Source organism: Streptomyces sp. T12 (genome assembly GCF_028736035.1).
In the GTDB taxonomy this organism is placed as follows: domain Bacteria; phylum Actinomycetota; class Actinomycetes; order Streptomycetales; family Streptomycetaceae; genus Streptomyces.
The window spans coordinates 8,307,694-8,322,812 of the sequence record NZ_CP117866.1 but is presented as its reverse complement, the minus strand read 5'-3'; the positions used below and the strand labels follow the sequence as shown (position 1 = coordinate 8,322,812).

At 71.8% G+C, this 15,119-nt stretch carries 14 protein-coding genes; 10 read left to right on the top strand and 4 right to left on the bottom strand.

From position 1 onward, the window contains the following. Nucleotides 1-156 precede the first annotated feature (156 nt). The 4 genes from PBV52_RS37345 to PBV52_RS37330 all read left to right on the top strand — a co-directional run bounded on the left by PBV52_RS37345 (nt 157) and on the right by PBV52_RS37330 (nt 5,434). On the top strand, nt 157-1,533 hold the full coding sequence (locus PBV52_RS37345) for a DUF692 domain-containing protein (RefSeq protein ID WP_274244716.1): 1,377 nt from the start codon (nt 157-159) through the stop codon (nt 1,531-1,533). A gap of 406 nt (nt 1,534-1,939) precedes the next feature. Next, nucleotides 1,940-2,734, top strand: a complete 795-nt coding sequence (locus tag PBV52_RS37340; protein WP_274244714.1) for a DUF4142 domain-containing protein — start codon at nt 1,940-1,942, stop codon at nt 2,732-2,734. A gap of 104 nt (nt 2,735-2,838) precedes the next feature. Beyond that, a complete protein-coding gene (locus tag PBV52_RS37335) occupies nt 2,839-3,636 on the top strand; it encodes a TIGR04222 domain-containing membrane protein (protein WP_274244713.1) in 798 nt (265 codons plus the stop codon). A gap of 124 nt (nt 3,637-3,760) precedes the next feature. Beyond that, nucleotides 3,761-5,434 (top strand): alpha/beta hydrolase, encoded by a 1,674-nt coding sequence (locus PBV52_RS37330; RefSeq protein WP_274244712.1) that lies wholly within the window; start codon nt 3,761-3,763, stop codon nt 5,432-5,434. Here PBV52_RS37330 and hemQ read toward each other — a convergent pair whose 3' ends face one another. Then, entirely contained in the window at nt 5,435-6,166 is a 732-nt protein-coding gene (gene hemQ, locus PBV52_RS37325) for a hydrogen peroxide-dependent heme synthase (RefSeq protein ID WP_274244711.1), read from the bottom strand. Nucleotides 6,167-6,171: 5 nt separating this feature from the next. Further along, nucleotides 6,172-7,632, bottom strand: a complete 1,461-nt coding sequence (gene hemG, locus PBV52_RS37320) for a protoporphyrinogen oxidase (RefSeq protein WP_274244709.1) — start codon at nt 7,630-7,632, stop codon at nt 6,172-6,174. Between the two features lie 161 nt (nt 7,633-7,793). On the opposite strand from hemG, the gene PBV52_RS37315 reads away from it, so the two are divergent. Both PBV52_RS37315 and PBV52_RS37310 read left to right on the top strand, forming a co-directional pair. Next, nucleotides 7,794-8,807, top strand: a complete 1,014-nt coding sequence (locus PBV52_RS37315) for a DUF4349 domain-containing protein (RefSeq protein ID WP_274244707.1) — start codon at nt 7,794-7,796, stop codon at nt 8,805-8,807. A gap of 27 nt (nt 8,808-8,834) precedes the next feature. Then, nucleotides 8,835-10,244 (top strand): FAD-dependent oxidoreductase, encoded by a 1,410-nt coding sequence (locus PBV52_RS37310; RefSeq protein ID WP_274244705.1) that lies wholly within the window; start codon nt 8,835-8,837, stop codon nt 10,242-10,244. 95 nt (nt 10,245-10,339) lie between these two features. On the opposite strand, the gene PBV52_RS37305 is transcribed toward PBV52_RS37310, so the two are convergent. Next, entirely contained in the window at nt 10,340-10,678 is a 339-nt protein-coding gene (locus tag PBV52_RS37305) for a hypothetical protein (RefSeq protein ID WP_274244703.1), read from the bottom strand. Between the two features lie 125 nt (nt 10,679-10,803). Between PBV52_RS37305 and PBV52_RS37300 the strand changes: the two genes are divergently transcribed. Then, complete coding sequence (locus PBV52_RS37300; RefSeq protein ID WP_274244701.1) at nt 10,804-11,628, top strand: rhomboid family intramembrane serine protease; 825 nt, start codon at nt 10,804-10,806, stop codon at nt 11,626-11,628. A gap of 26 nt (nt 11,629-11,654) precedes the next feature. Here PBV52_RS37300 and hemE read toward each other — a convergent pair whose 3' ends face one another. Beyond that, entirely contained in the window at nt 11,655-12,722 is a 1,068-nt protein-coding gene (gene hemE, locus PBV52_RS37295) for a uroporphyrinogen decarboxylase (protein WP_274244699.1), read from the bottom strand. A 104-nt stretch (nt 12,723-12,826) separates the two neighbouring features. Between hemE and PBV52_RS37290 the strand changes: the two genes are divergently transcribed. From PBV52_RS37290 to PBV52_RS37280, 3 genes are all read left to right on the top strand, one after another. Next, nucleotides 12,827-13,501 (top strand): DUF3000 domain-containing protein, encoded by a 675-nt coding sequence (locus tag PBV52_RS37290; protein WP_274244697.1) that lies wholly within the window; start codon nt 12,827-12,829, stop codon nt 13,499-13,501. Between the two features lie 258 nt (nt 13,502-13,759). Further along, the gene (locus PBV52_RS37285; RefSeq protein WP_003997051.1) at nt 13,760-14,422 is read left to right on the top strand and encodes a response regulator transcription factor; all 663 of its coding nucleotides are present in this window, start codon (nt 13,760-13,762) and stop codon (nt 14,420-14,422) included. Nucleotides 14,423-14,735: 313 nt separating this feature from the next. Continuing rightward, nucleotides 14,736-15,056 (top strand): DUF4333 domain-containing protein, encoded by a 321-nt coding sequence (locus PBV52_RS37280; protein WP_274244691.1) that lies wholly within the window; start codon nt 14,736-14,738, stop codon nt 15,054-15,056. Nucleotides 15,057-15,119 lie beyond the last annotated feature (63 nt).

Genomic DNA, 15,119 nt, shown 5'->3' with positions numbered 1-15,119 from the left:
AGATGCGGGGCGCAGGGTGTGGGTCCCAACCTCAAATGTTGCTCTGAAGGTGCCGCCCGCGGGGTTCGGGCGGGACCCGCGGGGCCATACCCCCGTCACATCCGGCACGTCCGAGGAGACGGGGCAGCGGGTACGCAAGAGGCCGAGGAGGGGACGATGAAGCGACTGGGCACGGGGATCGGATGGCGTCCGGAGATCGCGGACGCCGTGGAGCGTATGCCCGGCATCGACTGGGTCGAGGCCGTCGCCGAGAACGTCTGCCCCGGGCATCTGCCCGAGTCCCTGGTACGGCTGCGGGAGCGCGGGGTGACCGTGATCCCGCACGGCGTCTCGCTGGGCCTGGGCGGCGCGGACCGGCCCTCCGCCGAGCGGCTCGCCGCGCTCGCCGAGCGGGTGGCGGCGCTGGGGTCGCCGCTGGTCACCGAGCACATCGCGTTCGTACGGGCGGGCGGTCCGCTGACGGCGTCCCCGCACCTGGAGGCGGGGCATCTCCTGCCGGTCCCCCGCACCCGGGACGCCCTCGACGTGCTGTGCGAGAACGTCCGTATCGCCCAGGACGCACTGCCGGTGCCGCTGGCCGTGGAGAACATCGCCGCGCTCATCTCCTGGCCTGGCGAGGAGATGACCGAGGGACAGTTCCTGTACGAACTCGCCGACCGCACGGGCGTACGCCTCCTCATCGACGTCGCCAACCTGCACACCAACCACGTCAACCGGGGCGAGGACCCGGCCAAGGCGCTCGCCGAACTTCCGCTGGAGGCCATCGCGTACGTCCATGTCGCGGGCGGCTTCGAACGCGACGGCGTCTGGCACGACAGCCACGCCCACCCGGTCCCGCCGCCGGTCCTCGACATCCTGACCGACCTCGCGTCCCGCGTGTCCCCGCCCGGGGTCCTGCTGGAGCGGGACGAGAACTTCCCTGAACCGGCAGAGCTGGAGCGGGAGTTGGGGGCGATTCGGGGGGCTTTGGAGAAGGGGGGCGTGGAGAGGGGGGCCTCCGGAGGCCCGGCGCCCGTGGAGGGGGCCTCGCAGCAGGCGGCACGCGAGCAGGACACGGCACGCGAGGCGGAGGCCGTGCGCGAGGCGGAGGGGGCGTCGGCTGGGGCGTTCGCCGCCGATGCCGTCCGGCAGCGCCTCGCTCTCGCTCAGGCCGCGCTGTTGTCCGCGCTCGTCGCCGGTACGCCCGTGCCGGAGGGGTTCGACCGGGTGCGGCTCGGCGTGCAGGCGCGGGCGCTCGCCGGGAAGCGGGCGGACGTCGTGGCGAAGGTCGCGCCCGAGTTGCCGGTGATTCTCAAGGACGGGTATCGGCGGGCGTTCCTGGCGTACAGCCACGGGCACCCGATGACCGACGGCTATCGACGCGACGCGCTGGACTTCGCCGGGTATCTGCTGGCCGAGGGGCGGATCGAGGACGCGCGGGTGCGGGCGGAGTTGCGGGAGTGGTGGCTGGAGCGATCGGGACCGAGGCCGCGGTCACGGCGGCCCGGGGTGCGGCTGGCCCGGGCCACGCGGCGCGTGCTGCTACGTCGGTGAGCGGGCTACGGCCCGGCGCGTGATGGACGTGAACCGGGTGGCCGGGAGGCACGTCAGTGGCGCGGTGCAGCGGATCGCGTTGGCGGCGGGCCCCCGCCCCACCCACTCTGCGCCCACAGCCTGGCGGACCCCGCCTACGCCAACTCCCGCTCCCCCACTGGACGCCCCCGCCCCTCAGAGTGTGCCGGGGTTAACAGCCCAGCCCGCGACGTGACCGGCGCACCCGTTTCATCCACCTTTGCCGCCGTACGCCACCCACCCCTCCTCCCCCATTCGCCCGTATCCACCCCCGTTGCAACCATTCGCTCCGGTACGGCAGTTGGCGTAGACCCCGAGGTACCCCGAAGTAATATGCCAACCCAACCCTCGAAGCGCACTAACGTGCGGTGCCGCAACAGGAGGCACCATGCGACCGCGACCGCGACCCCCCATCAACGGCAGAGGCATCTTCAGCGGCACCGGGCTCATCATCACGGGCCTGACGGCGACGCTGCTGGCGATGATCTTCCCGATCTGGTCGTACGCCGACCGGTCCGGGACCGGTCTGGACGTACTCAACGCCGAGACCGTCTCGACCGGGTACGGACCGCTGTCCGCCCTCGACCGTGACTTCATCACGAAGGTCCGGCTGGCCGGGCTGTGGGAGCTGCCCGCCGGCCGGCAAGCCCAGCAGAAGGGCATGACGCCGGCCGTACGGACCGCGGGGCAGCACCTGATCGAGGGGCACGCGTTCCTGGACGAGCGGGTGCGTGACGTCGCCGCCAAGCTCAGCCTGCAGCTGCCCAACGAGCCCACCGAGCAGCAGCAGGAGTGGCTGGCCACCCTGAACTCGGCCCAAGGCGTCGAGTACGACCGGCAGTTCGCCAACATCCTGCGACTGGCCCACGGCAAGGTGTTCTCCGTCGTCGCCCAGGTGCGGGCCGGCACCCGCAACTCCCTCGTGCGCAAGCTGGCCGACGACGCCAACACCACGGTGCTGGACCACATCACGGTCCTGGAGGCCACCGGTTACGTCGACTTCGACGCGCTGGCCCGGGACATGGTCGCCGACAGCACCCCTCCGCTCACCCCGCCCCCCGCCCCGCCCGGCCCGACCGCCGACCCCGCGCCGGCCACGCCGATGACACCGCCCTCGTCCCCGACGTACCCCCTCCCACCGGCCGCCACAAGTCCCCGCACAGAAGACACCGAGGGGTCCTGACTTCCTGGACTCCGCCGATCCGGAACGTCACATACCGACAACTCTCCGTCCGCATTGTGAACAAGGCATGGCGTTTCACAGAGCCTTTGGCATAGAAACACGGCATGTTCTGGGTCCTTCTCCTGCTGCTGGCCTGGGCCGTCGCCGGCACTGCGTGCACACGGCTGTGCCTGGCCGCCGTGCACGCCGCGGCCGTGGAAGCGAAGGAAGCGACCGCAGGCCAGGGCCATGATCTGACGCTGTACGAGGCCGCGTTCCTGTCCGGCGGCCCCCGGCGGGTCGCCGATCTGACCCTCGTCTCCATGGCGCGGCAGCGGCGGCTGCTGCTCGCGCGCACCGGCTGGGCGACGGTCGTCGACCCGCGGGGCCGGGACGAGATGGAACGCTCGGTGATAGGGGCGATCGGGCCTGAGGGCCAGTCCCGGATCGAGCCGGTGCGGGACGCCGCGGCCGCCGCCGACGCGGTCGGCAGCCTCGCCGACCGGCTGGTCAGCGCGGGCCTCGCCGTGCCCGACGGGACGCGCAGCGGGATCGCGGCCGGGATCCGGCAGGTGCAGCTCGCCGCGGTGGTCGTCCTGGCGTTGGGGGCGGTCGCCCTGCTGGCGCCGACCCAGTCGGACATGCCGGCGCACCTGGTCGCCCTGTGGTTCGCGCTCCCCTTCGTGCTCACCCTGAGCTGCCTCGCCATCGCCCGGGTCGAGATCCACCCGTACGCGCAATGGGCCTCCCCGGCGGGGCAGCGGTTGCTGAGCGGCCTGGTCCGGCGTTCCCGGGGCGGGGACGACCGTACGTTCCTGACCTCCGTCGCCGTGCGGGGCGTACGCGCGATCGGCGAGCCGGACCTGCGCGCGGCCTTCGCGCACCGCGAGCCGCACCATGAGTCATCGCACCGGAGCGACTGACACATCCGGGGCTCGGTGACGCATAGGGGGCATTGACGCCGACACCGGCGGGATGGTGCTTGCCTTCACCAACAGACAAACGAAATATCCCTTTTGTTGCTGCCGTGCTGCGAAGGGATACGCGATGAGAGCTCCCGCCCTCTACTCGGCCGCCGGGGCCATGCTCCTGACGACCCTCTCCGCCGCCCCGGCCGGCAGCACCGGGGCCGTCGCCCCGGGCGCGGACGAGCGGCACGGCACGACGGTGGCCGTGGCGCGCGCCGAGGCGGCCGGCCTCACCTTCGGCAGCTGCCCGAAGAAGCACGAACTGCCGGACAGCGTGAAGTGCGGCACGGTGTCCGTCCCGCTCGACTACGCGCATCCCGACGGCAAGCAGATCAAGCTCACCGTCAGCCGGATGCGGGCCACCCACAAGGACCCGCACAACAGCAAGCGCCGGGTGCCGAGCCAGGGTGCCCTGGTCTACAACCCGGGCGGACCGGGCGCCTCCAGCCTGCACTTCCCGCTGATCGGTGTCCTGCCCGCGTGGAAGCGGCTGGCGGGCGCGTACGACCTCGTCGGCTACGCCCCGCGTGGAGTGGGGCCTTCCGCGCCGCTGTCCTGCCAGGACCCCAAGCAGCTCGCCAAGGGGCCCTCGCATGCGCCGACGCACCCCTCGGAGTCGTACAAGAAGGAGCGCATCGCCCGCGCGAAGGCCTACGCCCGCGGCTGCGCCCAGCGCACGGGCAGCGCGCTGCGGCACTACAACACCCTCAACAACGCCCGCGACCTGGACGTCCTGCGCGCCGCGCTGGGCCAGGAGAAGCTGACGTTCATGGGCGCGTCGTACGGCACCTACTTCGGCGCGGTGTACGCGACTCTCTTCCCCTCGCATGTCCGGCGGATGGTGTTCGACTCGGCGGTGAACCCCGACCCCGCGCAGGTCTGGTACCGCAACAACCTCGCCCAGTCGGCCGCGTTCGAAGGGCGCTGGGAGGACTTCCGGGCGTGGGTCGCCAAGCACCACGACGTCTACGGGCTCGGTGACACCTCCGAGGAGGTGCAGCGCAACTACGAGAAGGCGCGGGCGCGGCTGGCCGTGAAGCCGGCGGGCGGGAAGATCGGGACCGGGGAGTTGCAGGAGGCGTTCCTGCAGACCGGGTACTACGACGACTACTGGCCCGCGCGGGCGCAGGCGCTGTCGGCGTATCTGAAGGGCGACCCGAAGCCGCTGGTCGAGCTGGCCGCACCGGTGACGGAGGCGGTGGCCGAGGACGAGAACTCGAGCGCGGTGTACACGGCCGTGGAGTGCAACGACGCGCCCTGGCCGACGGACTGGGCGGTCTGGGACCGGGACAACACGCGGCTCGCGCGCGTGGCGCCGTTCGAGACCTGGGACAACGTGTGGATGAACCTGCCGTGTGCCTACTGGCAGGCACCCCGGCAGGAGCCCATCGACGTGCGGACGGGGCCGGGCGAGGTGCCGCCGATTCTGATCCTGGCCGCCGAGCGGGACGCGGCCACGCCGTACGACGGGGCACTGGAGATGCACCGGCGCCTGGCGGGCTCGGTCCTGGTGACCGAACGGGACGCCGGCACGCACGGCATCGCGTACGGCCCGAACCCCTGCGTCAACGGCCACGTCGACGCCTATCTGCTGGAGGGCCGCCTCCCGGCGCGACGCGCGGCGTGCGAGGGGCACCCCGAGCCGAAGCCGGAGCGCCCGGGCGACCCCGAGGCGAAGAAGCTGAGCAAGCAGACCGACACGAAACCGGGCGGCCGGCCCCAGGAGACCGCGTCCGCCCGGCTACCGCACTGATCAGGCGAGCCCGGCGACCAGCTCCGCCACCGACTTCCGGCGCCCGGTGTAGAACGGCACCTCTTCGCGGACGTGCATCCGGGCCTCGGAAGCCCGCAGGTGGCGCATGAGGTCGACGATGCGGTAGAGCTCGTCGGCCTCGAAGGCCAGGAGCCACTCGTAGTCGCCCAGCGAGAACGAGGCGACCGTGTTGGCGCGCACGTCGGGGTAGCCGCGGGCCATCTTGCCGTGGTCGGCGAGCATGCGGCGGCGGTCCTCGTCGGGCAGCAGGTACCAGTCGTAGGAGCGCACGAAGGGGTAGACGCTGACGTAGTCGCGCGGCGTCTCGTCGGCGAGGAACGCCGGGATGTGCGAGCGGTTGAACTCGGCGGGGCGGTGCAGCGCCATGTTCGACCAGACCGGCTCCAGGGCGCGGCCCAGCTTGGTGCGGCGAAAGAGGTTGTACGCCTCCTGCAGCTGGTCGCTGGTCTCGGCGTGCCACCAGATCATGACATCGGCGTCGGCGCGCAGGCCGGACACGTCGTACGTGCCGCGGATCGTCACGTCCTTGGCGGCGAGCTGGTCGAACAGCTCCTGGACCTCGTCGGCGTAGCCCGCGCGGTCCTCGGGGAGCACGTCCTTCAGCTTGAAGACGGACCAGAGGGTGTAGCGGATGACCTCGTTGAGGTCCTTGGCCAGCTTGCCCTTGTTCGGGATCCTGCCGGACTCGGTGGTGGGGGCGTCGTCACTCATGTCCCTTATTCTCCCGCTCCGCCGTGCAGACTCTGCACCGGGTTGGCGGTGAGCTCCTGCACAGCGCTCAGGTCGCCGTGGATCTGGTCCACCGCGGCATACGCGCTCGCGATGCACGCCGGGATGCCCACGCCGTCGTACTGCGCGCCGCACACGGCGAGGCCCGGCACCTTGGCGACGTGCTCGCGGATGCGGGCCACGCGCGCGTGGTGGCCGACGGGGTACTGGGGCAGGCCGTCGGTCCAGCGGGTGACGCGGGTTTCGAGGGGGGCGGCGTCGAGGCCGGTGGCTTCCCCGAGGTCGCGGCGGGAGACCTCCACGAGGTGGTCGTCGCCGCGCTCAAGGATCTCCGTCTCGCCGTACCGCCCGACGGACGTGCGCAGGACGACCACGTCCGGGTTCTCGTCGGCGATCCAGCCCCACTTCTGGGAGGCGAACGTCGACGCCTTGATGGTGCGCCCGTCGACCGGCGGCACGAGGAAGCCGCTGCCCGCGGGCAGGTCGGTGTCGGCGCGGCGGTAGGCGAGGGTGACCAGGGCCATGGAGGCGTACTCGATGCCGGCCAGCTCGGTGGCGGCTTCGGGGGCCTCGGCGCGCAGGAGGGTCGCGGCGGCCGGGGCGGGTACGGCGACGACGACCGCGTCGGCGTGCAGCACACGGTCACCGGCGACGACGCGCCACCCGGCGGGCGCCTCGCGGCGCAGCTCCGTCACCGGCGCCCCGGTCACGATCTCGCCGCCCCGCGCGCGCACCGACTGCGCGACCGCGAGCGGGAGTTGGCCGACTCCGCCCTCGATGCCCATGAACACCGGCCCCGTCTGCTGGTTGGCGGCGGCCTTGGCCTGGATCTCGCGGACCGCCTCCGTCAGGGAGTCGTGCGTCTGCGCGGCCTGGTAGAGCTGCGGGACCGCCGAGCGCATCGAGATGCGGTACGCGTCGCCCGCGTAGACGCCGCCCAGCAGGGGCTCGACCAGGCGGTCGACGACCTCGCGGCCGAGGCGGGCCGCCACGTACTCGCCGACCGCCACGTCGTCCCCGACCTCGGTGCGGGGCAGGTCGGCGTCGCGCTCGATGCGGGCCAGGCCCTCGTCGGACAGGACGCCGGAGAGGGCGGACGCGGTGCCGGGGACTCCCATCACGTGTCCCTTGGGCATGGGGCGCAGGGCACCGCGGGTCCAGATCGAGGCGGTCGCGGTGGCGGGCGGCTGGAGGCGCTCGTCGAGGCCCACCTCGCGGGCGAGGGCGACGGCCTCGGGACGGCGGGCCAGCATCGACTCGGCGCCGAAGTCCACCCGCGCACCGGCGATCTCGCCGGGCAGCAGCTTGCCGCCCACCCGGTCCGACGCCTCCAGGACCGTCACCTGCCGGCCGGCGTCCAGCAGCCGGTGGGCCGCGGCGAGCCCCGCGATCCCGCCTCCGATGACGACGACCCGGCCCGTGCCCGTACGAGTCTCCACTTCGCGCATGTCCACAGCCTCTCAGACCCCACTGACAATCCGTCCGCGCCCCGGTGTCCTTCACGAGTCCCGACCGTGACCGCATCGGGACCGTTTCCCGCCAACGTTCCGCCGGACCCGGGCGTCGAAGAAGCATCAGACGTCACGACGACCCTCGGGGGGACGCCCACATGCGCGCACGACGCTCCGCACGATCCGTACGACCAGTCCAGGCCCTCGCCGGCCTCCTGCTGGCCACGGCACTGGCGCTCACCGGCTGCAGCGCCTCGAGCGATTCGGGGGCGGGCGACAGCAAGGCCGCCGGAGGAGAGGCCGCGCAGGCGGACTCACAGGCGGGTGCGAAGGAGGGCGCCCCGGGCTACGGCTCCGACGCCGACAAGGCCACCGCGCCGCCCAAGGTCACCGCGAGCCACATCATCCGTACGGCCTCGCTGACCGTGCAGGTCAAGGACGTACCGAAGGCCCTGGACGAGGCCCGCACCACCACCGAGAACGCGGGCGGCTACGTCGGCAACGAGACCACCACACGGGACGAGGAGGGCCACGAGCACACCCGCGTCGTCCTGCGCGTGCCCGTCGGCAGGTACGCCGAAGTCCTCACCGAACTGGAAGGCGCGGGCAAGCTGATCGAGCGCAGCGCCAAGGCGCAGGACGTCACCGACCAGGTCGTCGACGTGGAGAGCCGCATCAAGTCGCAGCGCGCCAGCGTGGCCCGGATCCGCGAGCTGATGGACCAGGCGACCAAGCTCAGCGACGTGGTCACGCTGGAGGGCGAACTGAGCTCCCGCCAGGCCGACCTGGAGTCGCTGCTCGCCCAGCAGGCGTCCCTGAAGGACCGCACCAGCCTCGCCACCATCACCCTCTCCCTGTCCGAGACGCCGGTGAAGAAGGCCGCGAAGGACGACGACCCCGGCTTCCTGGACTCGCTGGCGGGCGGCTGGGACGCGTTCGTGACGATGCTGCGCTGGCTCGCGGTGGCGTTCGGCGCCGTGCTGCCGTTCGCCGCGGTGGCGGCGCTGATCGTGCTGGTGTGGCTGAAGGTCCTGCGCCCCCGGCTGCCCCGCCGGCCGGCCACCGCGCCCGCGACGACCGCCCTGGGCCCGCTGCCGACGGCCCGCCAGGCACCGGCGCCCACGCGCGCGGGGGACGAGCGTGGCGCCGGACAGGGCGGCGAGCAGGACTGAAATGCCCGGCACTCGTAGCGTGTTCGCATGAACATGAGCGCTGCGAGGGGTGTGTCGGGTGCGCGAGAGCGACTGGTCGTGATCGGAGGCGACGCCGCGGGGATGTCCGCGGCGTCGCAGGCGCGGCGCCTCAAGAGCGCCGAGGAGCTGGAGATCGTGGCGTTCGAACGCGGCCACTTCACCTCCTACTCGGCCTGCGGCATCCCGTACTGGGTGGGCGGCGACGTCCCCGACCGGGACCAGCTGATCGCCCGTACGGCCGAGGAGCACCGCGCGCGGGACATCGACCTGCGCTTGCGGACGGAGGTCACGGAGATCGACGTGGCCGGCGGCCGGGTACACGCGCGTGACGTCGATTCCGGCGCCGAGTCCTGGACGTCGTACGACAAACTCGTGATCGCGACCGGCGCCCGCCCGATCCGCCCCGACATGCCGGGCGCCGACGCCCTCGGCGTCCACGGCGTGCAGACCCTCGACGACGGCCAGGCCCTCATCGACACGCTGGCACGCACGCGTGGGCGCCGAGCGGTCGTGGTGGGCGCCGGCTACATCGGCGTGGAGATGGCCGAGGCGCTCATCAACCGCGGCTACGAGGTGACGGTCGTCAACCGCGGCAGCGAGCCCATGTCCACGCTCGACCCGGACATGGGCCGCCTGGTGCACGAGGCCATGGAGGGCCTGGGCATCACGATGGTCAACGATGCCGAGGTCACCAAGATCCTCACGGGCGAGGACGGGTGGGTCCGGGCGGTGGCCACGGAGGACGCCGAATACCCGGCGGACGTGGTGGTCCTGGGCATCGGCGTACGCCCGCAGACCACGCTCGCGCGAGCCGCCGGCCTCCCCCTCGGCGACCACGACGGCCTCCTGACCGACCTGGCCATGCGGGTGCGCGGCCACGAGAACATCTGGGCGGGCGGCGACTGCGTGGAGGTCCTCGACCTGGTCTCCGGCCGGGAACGCCACATCGCCCTCGGCACCCACGCCAACAAACACGGCCAGGTCATCGGCACGAACGCCGCCGGCGACTACGCCACCTTCCCCGGCGTCGTCGGCACGGCCGTCAGCAAGGTCTGCGACCTGGAGATCGCCCGCACGGGCCTGCGCGAGAAGGACGCGCGCAGGGCGGGCCTGAAGTACGTCACGGCGACGATCGAGTCCACGAACCGGGCGGGCTACTACCCGAGCGCCTCGACCATGACGGTCAAGATGCTCGCCGAACGCCGCACGGGCCGGCTGCTGGGCGTGCAGATCGTGGGGAGGGAGGGCGCGGGCAAGAGGGTGGACACCGCGGCGGTGGCGCTGACTGCGGGGATGACGGTGGAACAGATGGTGTCCCTGGACCTGGGTTACGCGCCCCCGTTCTCGCCAGTCTGGGACCCGGTTCTGGTGGCAGCCAGGAAGGCAGCAAAGACGCTGAACGCCGGCACCTCATAAGGAGGCGGCGCGGCAACGCCCTCAAGGGGCGCGGGGAACTGCGCGACCAGCCACAACGGACCCGCAGCCCGCAACTCACCCGCACCCCGACGGCGCTACGCGGACCCGTTGATCCTCTCAATGGCCTGCCGAGCCTGCTCAGCCGGCGGCCGCGAGGGCAACGACGACACAGACGCGCTCACACTCGGCGGCATGGCGGCGGCAGCAGCCGGCTGCTCCCCCGCCGGCTTCGCATGCGCGGCCCCCGGCCGAACCGACCGCAACCGATGACTCACGGCCTCGTCCAGCGTCACCGGCCGCTGCATCTGCGCAGCAAGCCGCCCCGCCTCCTGACCCAGCCGGGCCACGTCTTCCCACGGCAGCCGCACCACCACGGAGAGCTCGGCCTCCCCATCCGGCAACGCGTGCATCGCAGGAGTAACTCGGTCGTTCATCGCCTGTTCCTCACGTAGTCCCCGCGACCCGCCTTCCCCGTGCCGCGGGCGGTTGAGAACACATACGCGCGCGCGGGCGACGGCGTTCACCGGTTCGCCGGACGTATCCCGGGCAGAAATCCCTCGTGGTCATCCCCGTCCATGACGTGAACCCGGTACGCCGCACCCCCTGGGTGACATACGCGCTGATCGCCGCGAACGTCCTCGTGTTCCTGTCCACGCCCGGCATAGCCGGCTCCGTGGCCGGTGAGAGCAGCCTGGCCCAGCTGTGCCATCTGCACGCGTTCCTGGACCACTACGCGGCGGTGCCAAGGGAGTTGATCCACGACCAGCTGCCGAGAGTGGTCCCCACGGGCGAGGTCGCCGTGGGCGCCCAGGGCCCCGGCTGTGTGATCGGCGCGCCGGAGTACGACAAGTCCCCGGTGCTGTCCGTCTTCACCGCGATGTTCCTGCACGGCAGCTGGCTGCACCTGCTGGGCAACCTGCTCTTCCTGCTGATCTTCGGCAACAACATCGAGGACCGCATGGGCCATGTGCGGTACTTGCTCTTCTACGTCGTGTGCGGCTACGCGGCGTCGTACGGCTTCGCGATCCTCAACGACGACTCCGCCGAGCCTCTGATCGGCGCGTCCGGGGCCATCGCGGGCGTACTGGGCGCCTATCTCGTGCTGTATCCGAAGGCCAGGGTGTGGGTCCTCGTCCCGTTCCTGATCTTCCTGCCGCTGCGGCTGCCGGCCTGGCTGGTGCTCGGCTTCTGGTTCGTGCTGCAGGCGCTGTACTCGTCCGGCGAGGGCGTCTCCGACGCGGGCACCGTGGCGTACGCGGCGCACATCGTGGGCTTCCTCGCGGGCATGGCGCTCGCCTGGCCGCTCAAACCGGGAACACCGCCGCCACCGGAACCGCGCGGCCTGCTGTTCGGCAGGCGGGCGCGGCCCCGGCAGACGTGGTGAGCGCTTCTTACCGGGCCGTCGGCTTTTTACCGGGCCGTCTGCGTGTGGACGTACTCGACGAGCCGGGTCAGCGCGTCCGGGTCGGTGGACGGCATGACGCCGTGGCCGAGGTTGAAGACGTGGCCTTCGAGCCCGGCGGCGGCGTCGAGCACCTCGCGGGCCTTGGCCTCGACGGCCTCGGGGGTGGTGAAGAGGATCGTCGGGTCGAGATTGCCCTGGAGCGCCTTGCCGGGGCCGACGCGACGCGCGGCCTCGTCCAGCGGGACACGCCAGTCGACGCCGACGACGTCCGCACCGGCCTCGCCCATGAGCTTCAGCAACTCACCGGTGCCGACGCCGAAGTGGATGCGCGGGACGCCGTACTCGGCGACCGCCTGGAAGACCTTGGCCGAGTGGGGCATCACCGAGCGCCGGTAGTCGGCGGGGGCAAGGGAGCCGACCCAGGAGTCGAAGAGCTGGACCGCGGAGGCGCCGGCCTCGATCTGGACCTTGAGGAAGGCGGCCGTGATGTCGGCGAGGCGGTCGAGCAGGTCGGCCCAGAGCTCGGGGTCGCCGTACATCATCGCCTTGGCGTTCTCGTACGTGCGGGACGGGCCGCCCTCGACGAGGTAGCTCGCAAGGGTGAAAGGCGCGCCGGCGAAACCGATGAGCGGGGTGGCGCCGAGCTCGCGGGTGAGCAGGCCGATGGCCTCGGTGACGTACGAGACGTCCTCGGGGGTGAGGTCGCGCAGCTGGGCGAGGTCGGCGCGGGTGCGGATCGGGTTCTCGACGACCGGGCCGACGCCGGGCTTGATGTCGAGGTCGATGCCGATGGCCTTGAGCGGGACGACGATGTCGCTGAAGTAGATCGCCGCGTCCACGTCGTGCCGGCGCACGGGCTGCAGGGTGATCTCGGTGACCAGCTCGGGCCGCATGCACGACTCGAGCATCGGGATGCCCTCGCGCACCTTGCGGTACTCCGGCAGGGAGCGCCCGGCCTGCCGCATGAACCACACGGGCGTGTGCGGCACGGGTTCGCGCCTGCACGCCTTGAGGAAGGCTGAATCCTTGACTGCGTCGGGCGTGGCTGGCGGCGGCGTCTGGTTGGCACTCACGGGGGCAAGTCTCGCACGGCCGCGCGGGGCCCGGCGTTGGGGTTGCCGTGTTGTCCGGGTGTCTCTCCCTGCACGAAGCCCCCGTTCCCCTTAATCTTCCCGGCATGGCTGCGGCTCAGGAACGACTGTCGGACGGCGCTGGCGGAATGGACGCAAAGGACGCCAAGGAGGGCGACTTGGACGGGAGCAGTACGGCTCCGACGCCCTTCCGGGCCGCCGTCGACGCGCTCAGGGCCGCGCGGCTGCGGCCGCAGATCGAGGTCGAGCAGACGAAGGCGCCCCAGCGCCTGGCTCCGTACGCGCACGCGCTGGAGGCCGCCGTCGTCGACGGTGACCAGGACCTGGCCGACGGCCGCCTGGTGCTGCTGCACGACCCGGCGGGGCACGACGCCTGGCGGGGTTCCTTCCGGCTGGTGACCCTGGTGCGCGCGGAGCTGGAGCCGGAGATGGCCGCCGACCCGCTGCTGCCCGACGTGTGCTGGTCCTGGCTGACCGGCGCGCTCCAGGCGCGCGGGCTGTCGTACGGCGAGGCGAGCGGCACCGTCACGCGCGCGAGCTCGCACTACTTCGGCGGTCTGTCCGAGCGCCCGGCGGCCTCGCAGATCGAGATCCGGGCCTCCTGGACGCCCCGCGAGGGCCTGGGCGGCGTTCCGGACACCGCGGCCCATCTGGCGTCCTGGTGCGATCTGCTGGCCCAGGTCGCGGGTCTGCCCCCGGCGGGCCCGGGCGACGCGTCGGTGGTGACGCTGCCGCAGCGCCGCGATCCGCAGTCCCGCTGACCGCCGCCTGCTCGCTCGCCGCTCACTTGACGGTCACCTGCTCGAACCGCCACACACTTGACCATCACTTTGTCGATACGGCCACTTTCGGTCAGGAACAGCTCTCGATCGAGCCAATTCGCTCACCGAACGATCGACCACGTGTCTGAATTGCCCCGATTGTTACTCACTAAATCGTGATCTTTCCCTAAAGGGCCACGGGTTTGGTGCCGAAGACGACTGTGACCTTGAAAGCCGTCCCCGCACCCAGGAGGCCTGGTGTCCGTTCTCCTCGAGCAGCCCGCAAGCCTGGTCGCCTACCGCCCGAACAAGCCGACCGCCATGGTGGTCGTGGCCGATCCCCGCGTCCGCTCCACCGTCACCCGACATCTCTGGGCGCTCGGTGTGCGCGACGTCATCGAGGCCTCGTCCATCGCGGAGGCTCGTCCCCGCATCGGCAACCCCCGCGACATCTGCGTCGCCGACGTCCACCTGCCCGACGGCTCCGGCCTCACCCTCCTGTCGGAGACCCGCGCCGCGGGCTGGCCCAACGGCCTCGCCCTGTCCGCCGCCGACGACATCGGCGCCGTACGCAACGCCCTCGCCGGCGGTGTGAAGGGCTACGTCGTCACCGGCACCCGCACCAACGTCGGGCTCCCCACCCGGCCTGGTGCCGCCCCCATCGGCGCCGCCGCCGCCCGTATGCACCGTCGCCACCCGGGTGCCCCGAGCCACCCGGGCGGCTACCGCGAGCTGTCCGGTCGCGAGGTCGAGGTGCTGCGGCTGGTGGCGGAGGGCCAGTCGAACAAGGCGATCGGCGTCTCGATGGGCCTGTCCGCCCTGACCGTCAAGAGCCACCTCGCCCGCATCGCCCGCAAGCTGGGCACCGGTGACCGCGCCGGCATGGTCGCCGTGGCCCTGCGCACCGGCATCATCCACTGAGATCGGCTGACATCCATTGACCTCTTGATCATTCACTGACGTGCAGGGGATCGGCCGCCGATCCCCGCCCGCGTCCCCGTCCGTCGTGAACCGGGCCTCTCGCTTGACCCACTGGTTCGCGACCCTCAGGCGCCCGCCGACGGAACGTTCCGTCGGCGGGCGCTGTCCATTCACGGCAGGTGAAGATCACTCGCGGGCAGGAGCGGGAGGATGTGAAGATCCTTCAGGAGGGCAGCCCGGGCTGATAGACAGTCGCACTGACGAGCGTCACCTTCCGACCCTCATGATCCTCCCGCCCCGAACGGAGCCCGTTATGCCCAAGTCCTCCTCTTCCTTGGCCTCTTGGGGCCTCGCCGCCGCAGCCGCCGCTGCGCTGCTGGTGGGCTGCTCGTCGGAGGCCAAGCTGTCCAAGGACGAGGTGGCGAAGTCGGTGGCCGAGAAGCTCGCCGCGCAGACGGGGCAGCCGAAGCCGGACGTCACCTGCCCCGAGGACCTCGCGGGCAAGGTCGGCACCTCTTTGCGCTGCAGGCTCACCGCGACCGACGGCACGAGCTTCGGTGTGACGGTCAAGGTCACCTCGGTCGACGGCGGCACGATCAAGTACGGCATCCAGGTCGACCAGACGGCCTCCTGAGCCGGAACCGGCACCGCGCTCGCCGGACCGTTCCGGCGGGCGCGGGGGAAATGTGTGACCGCG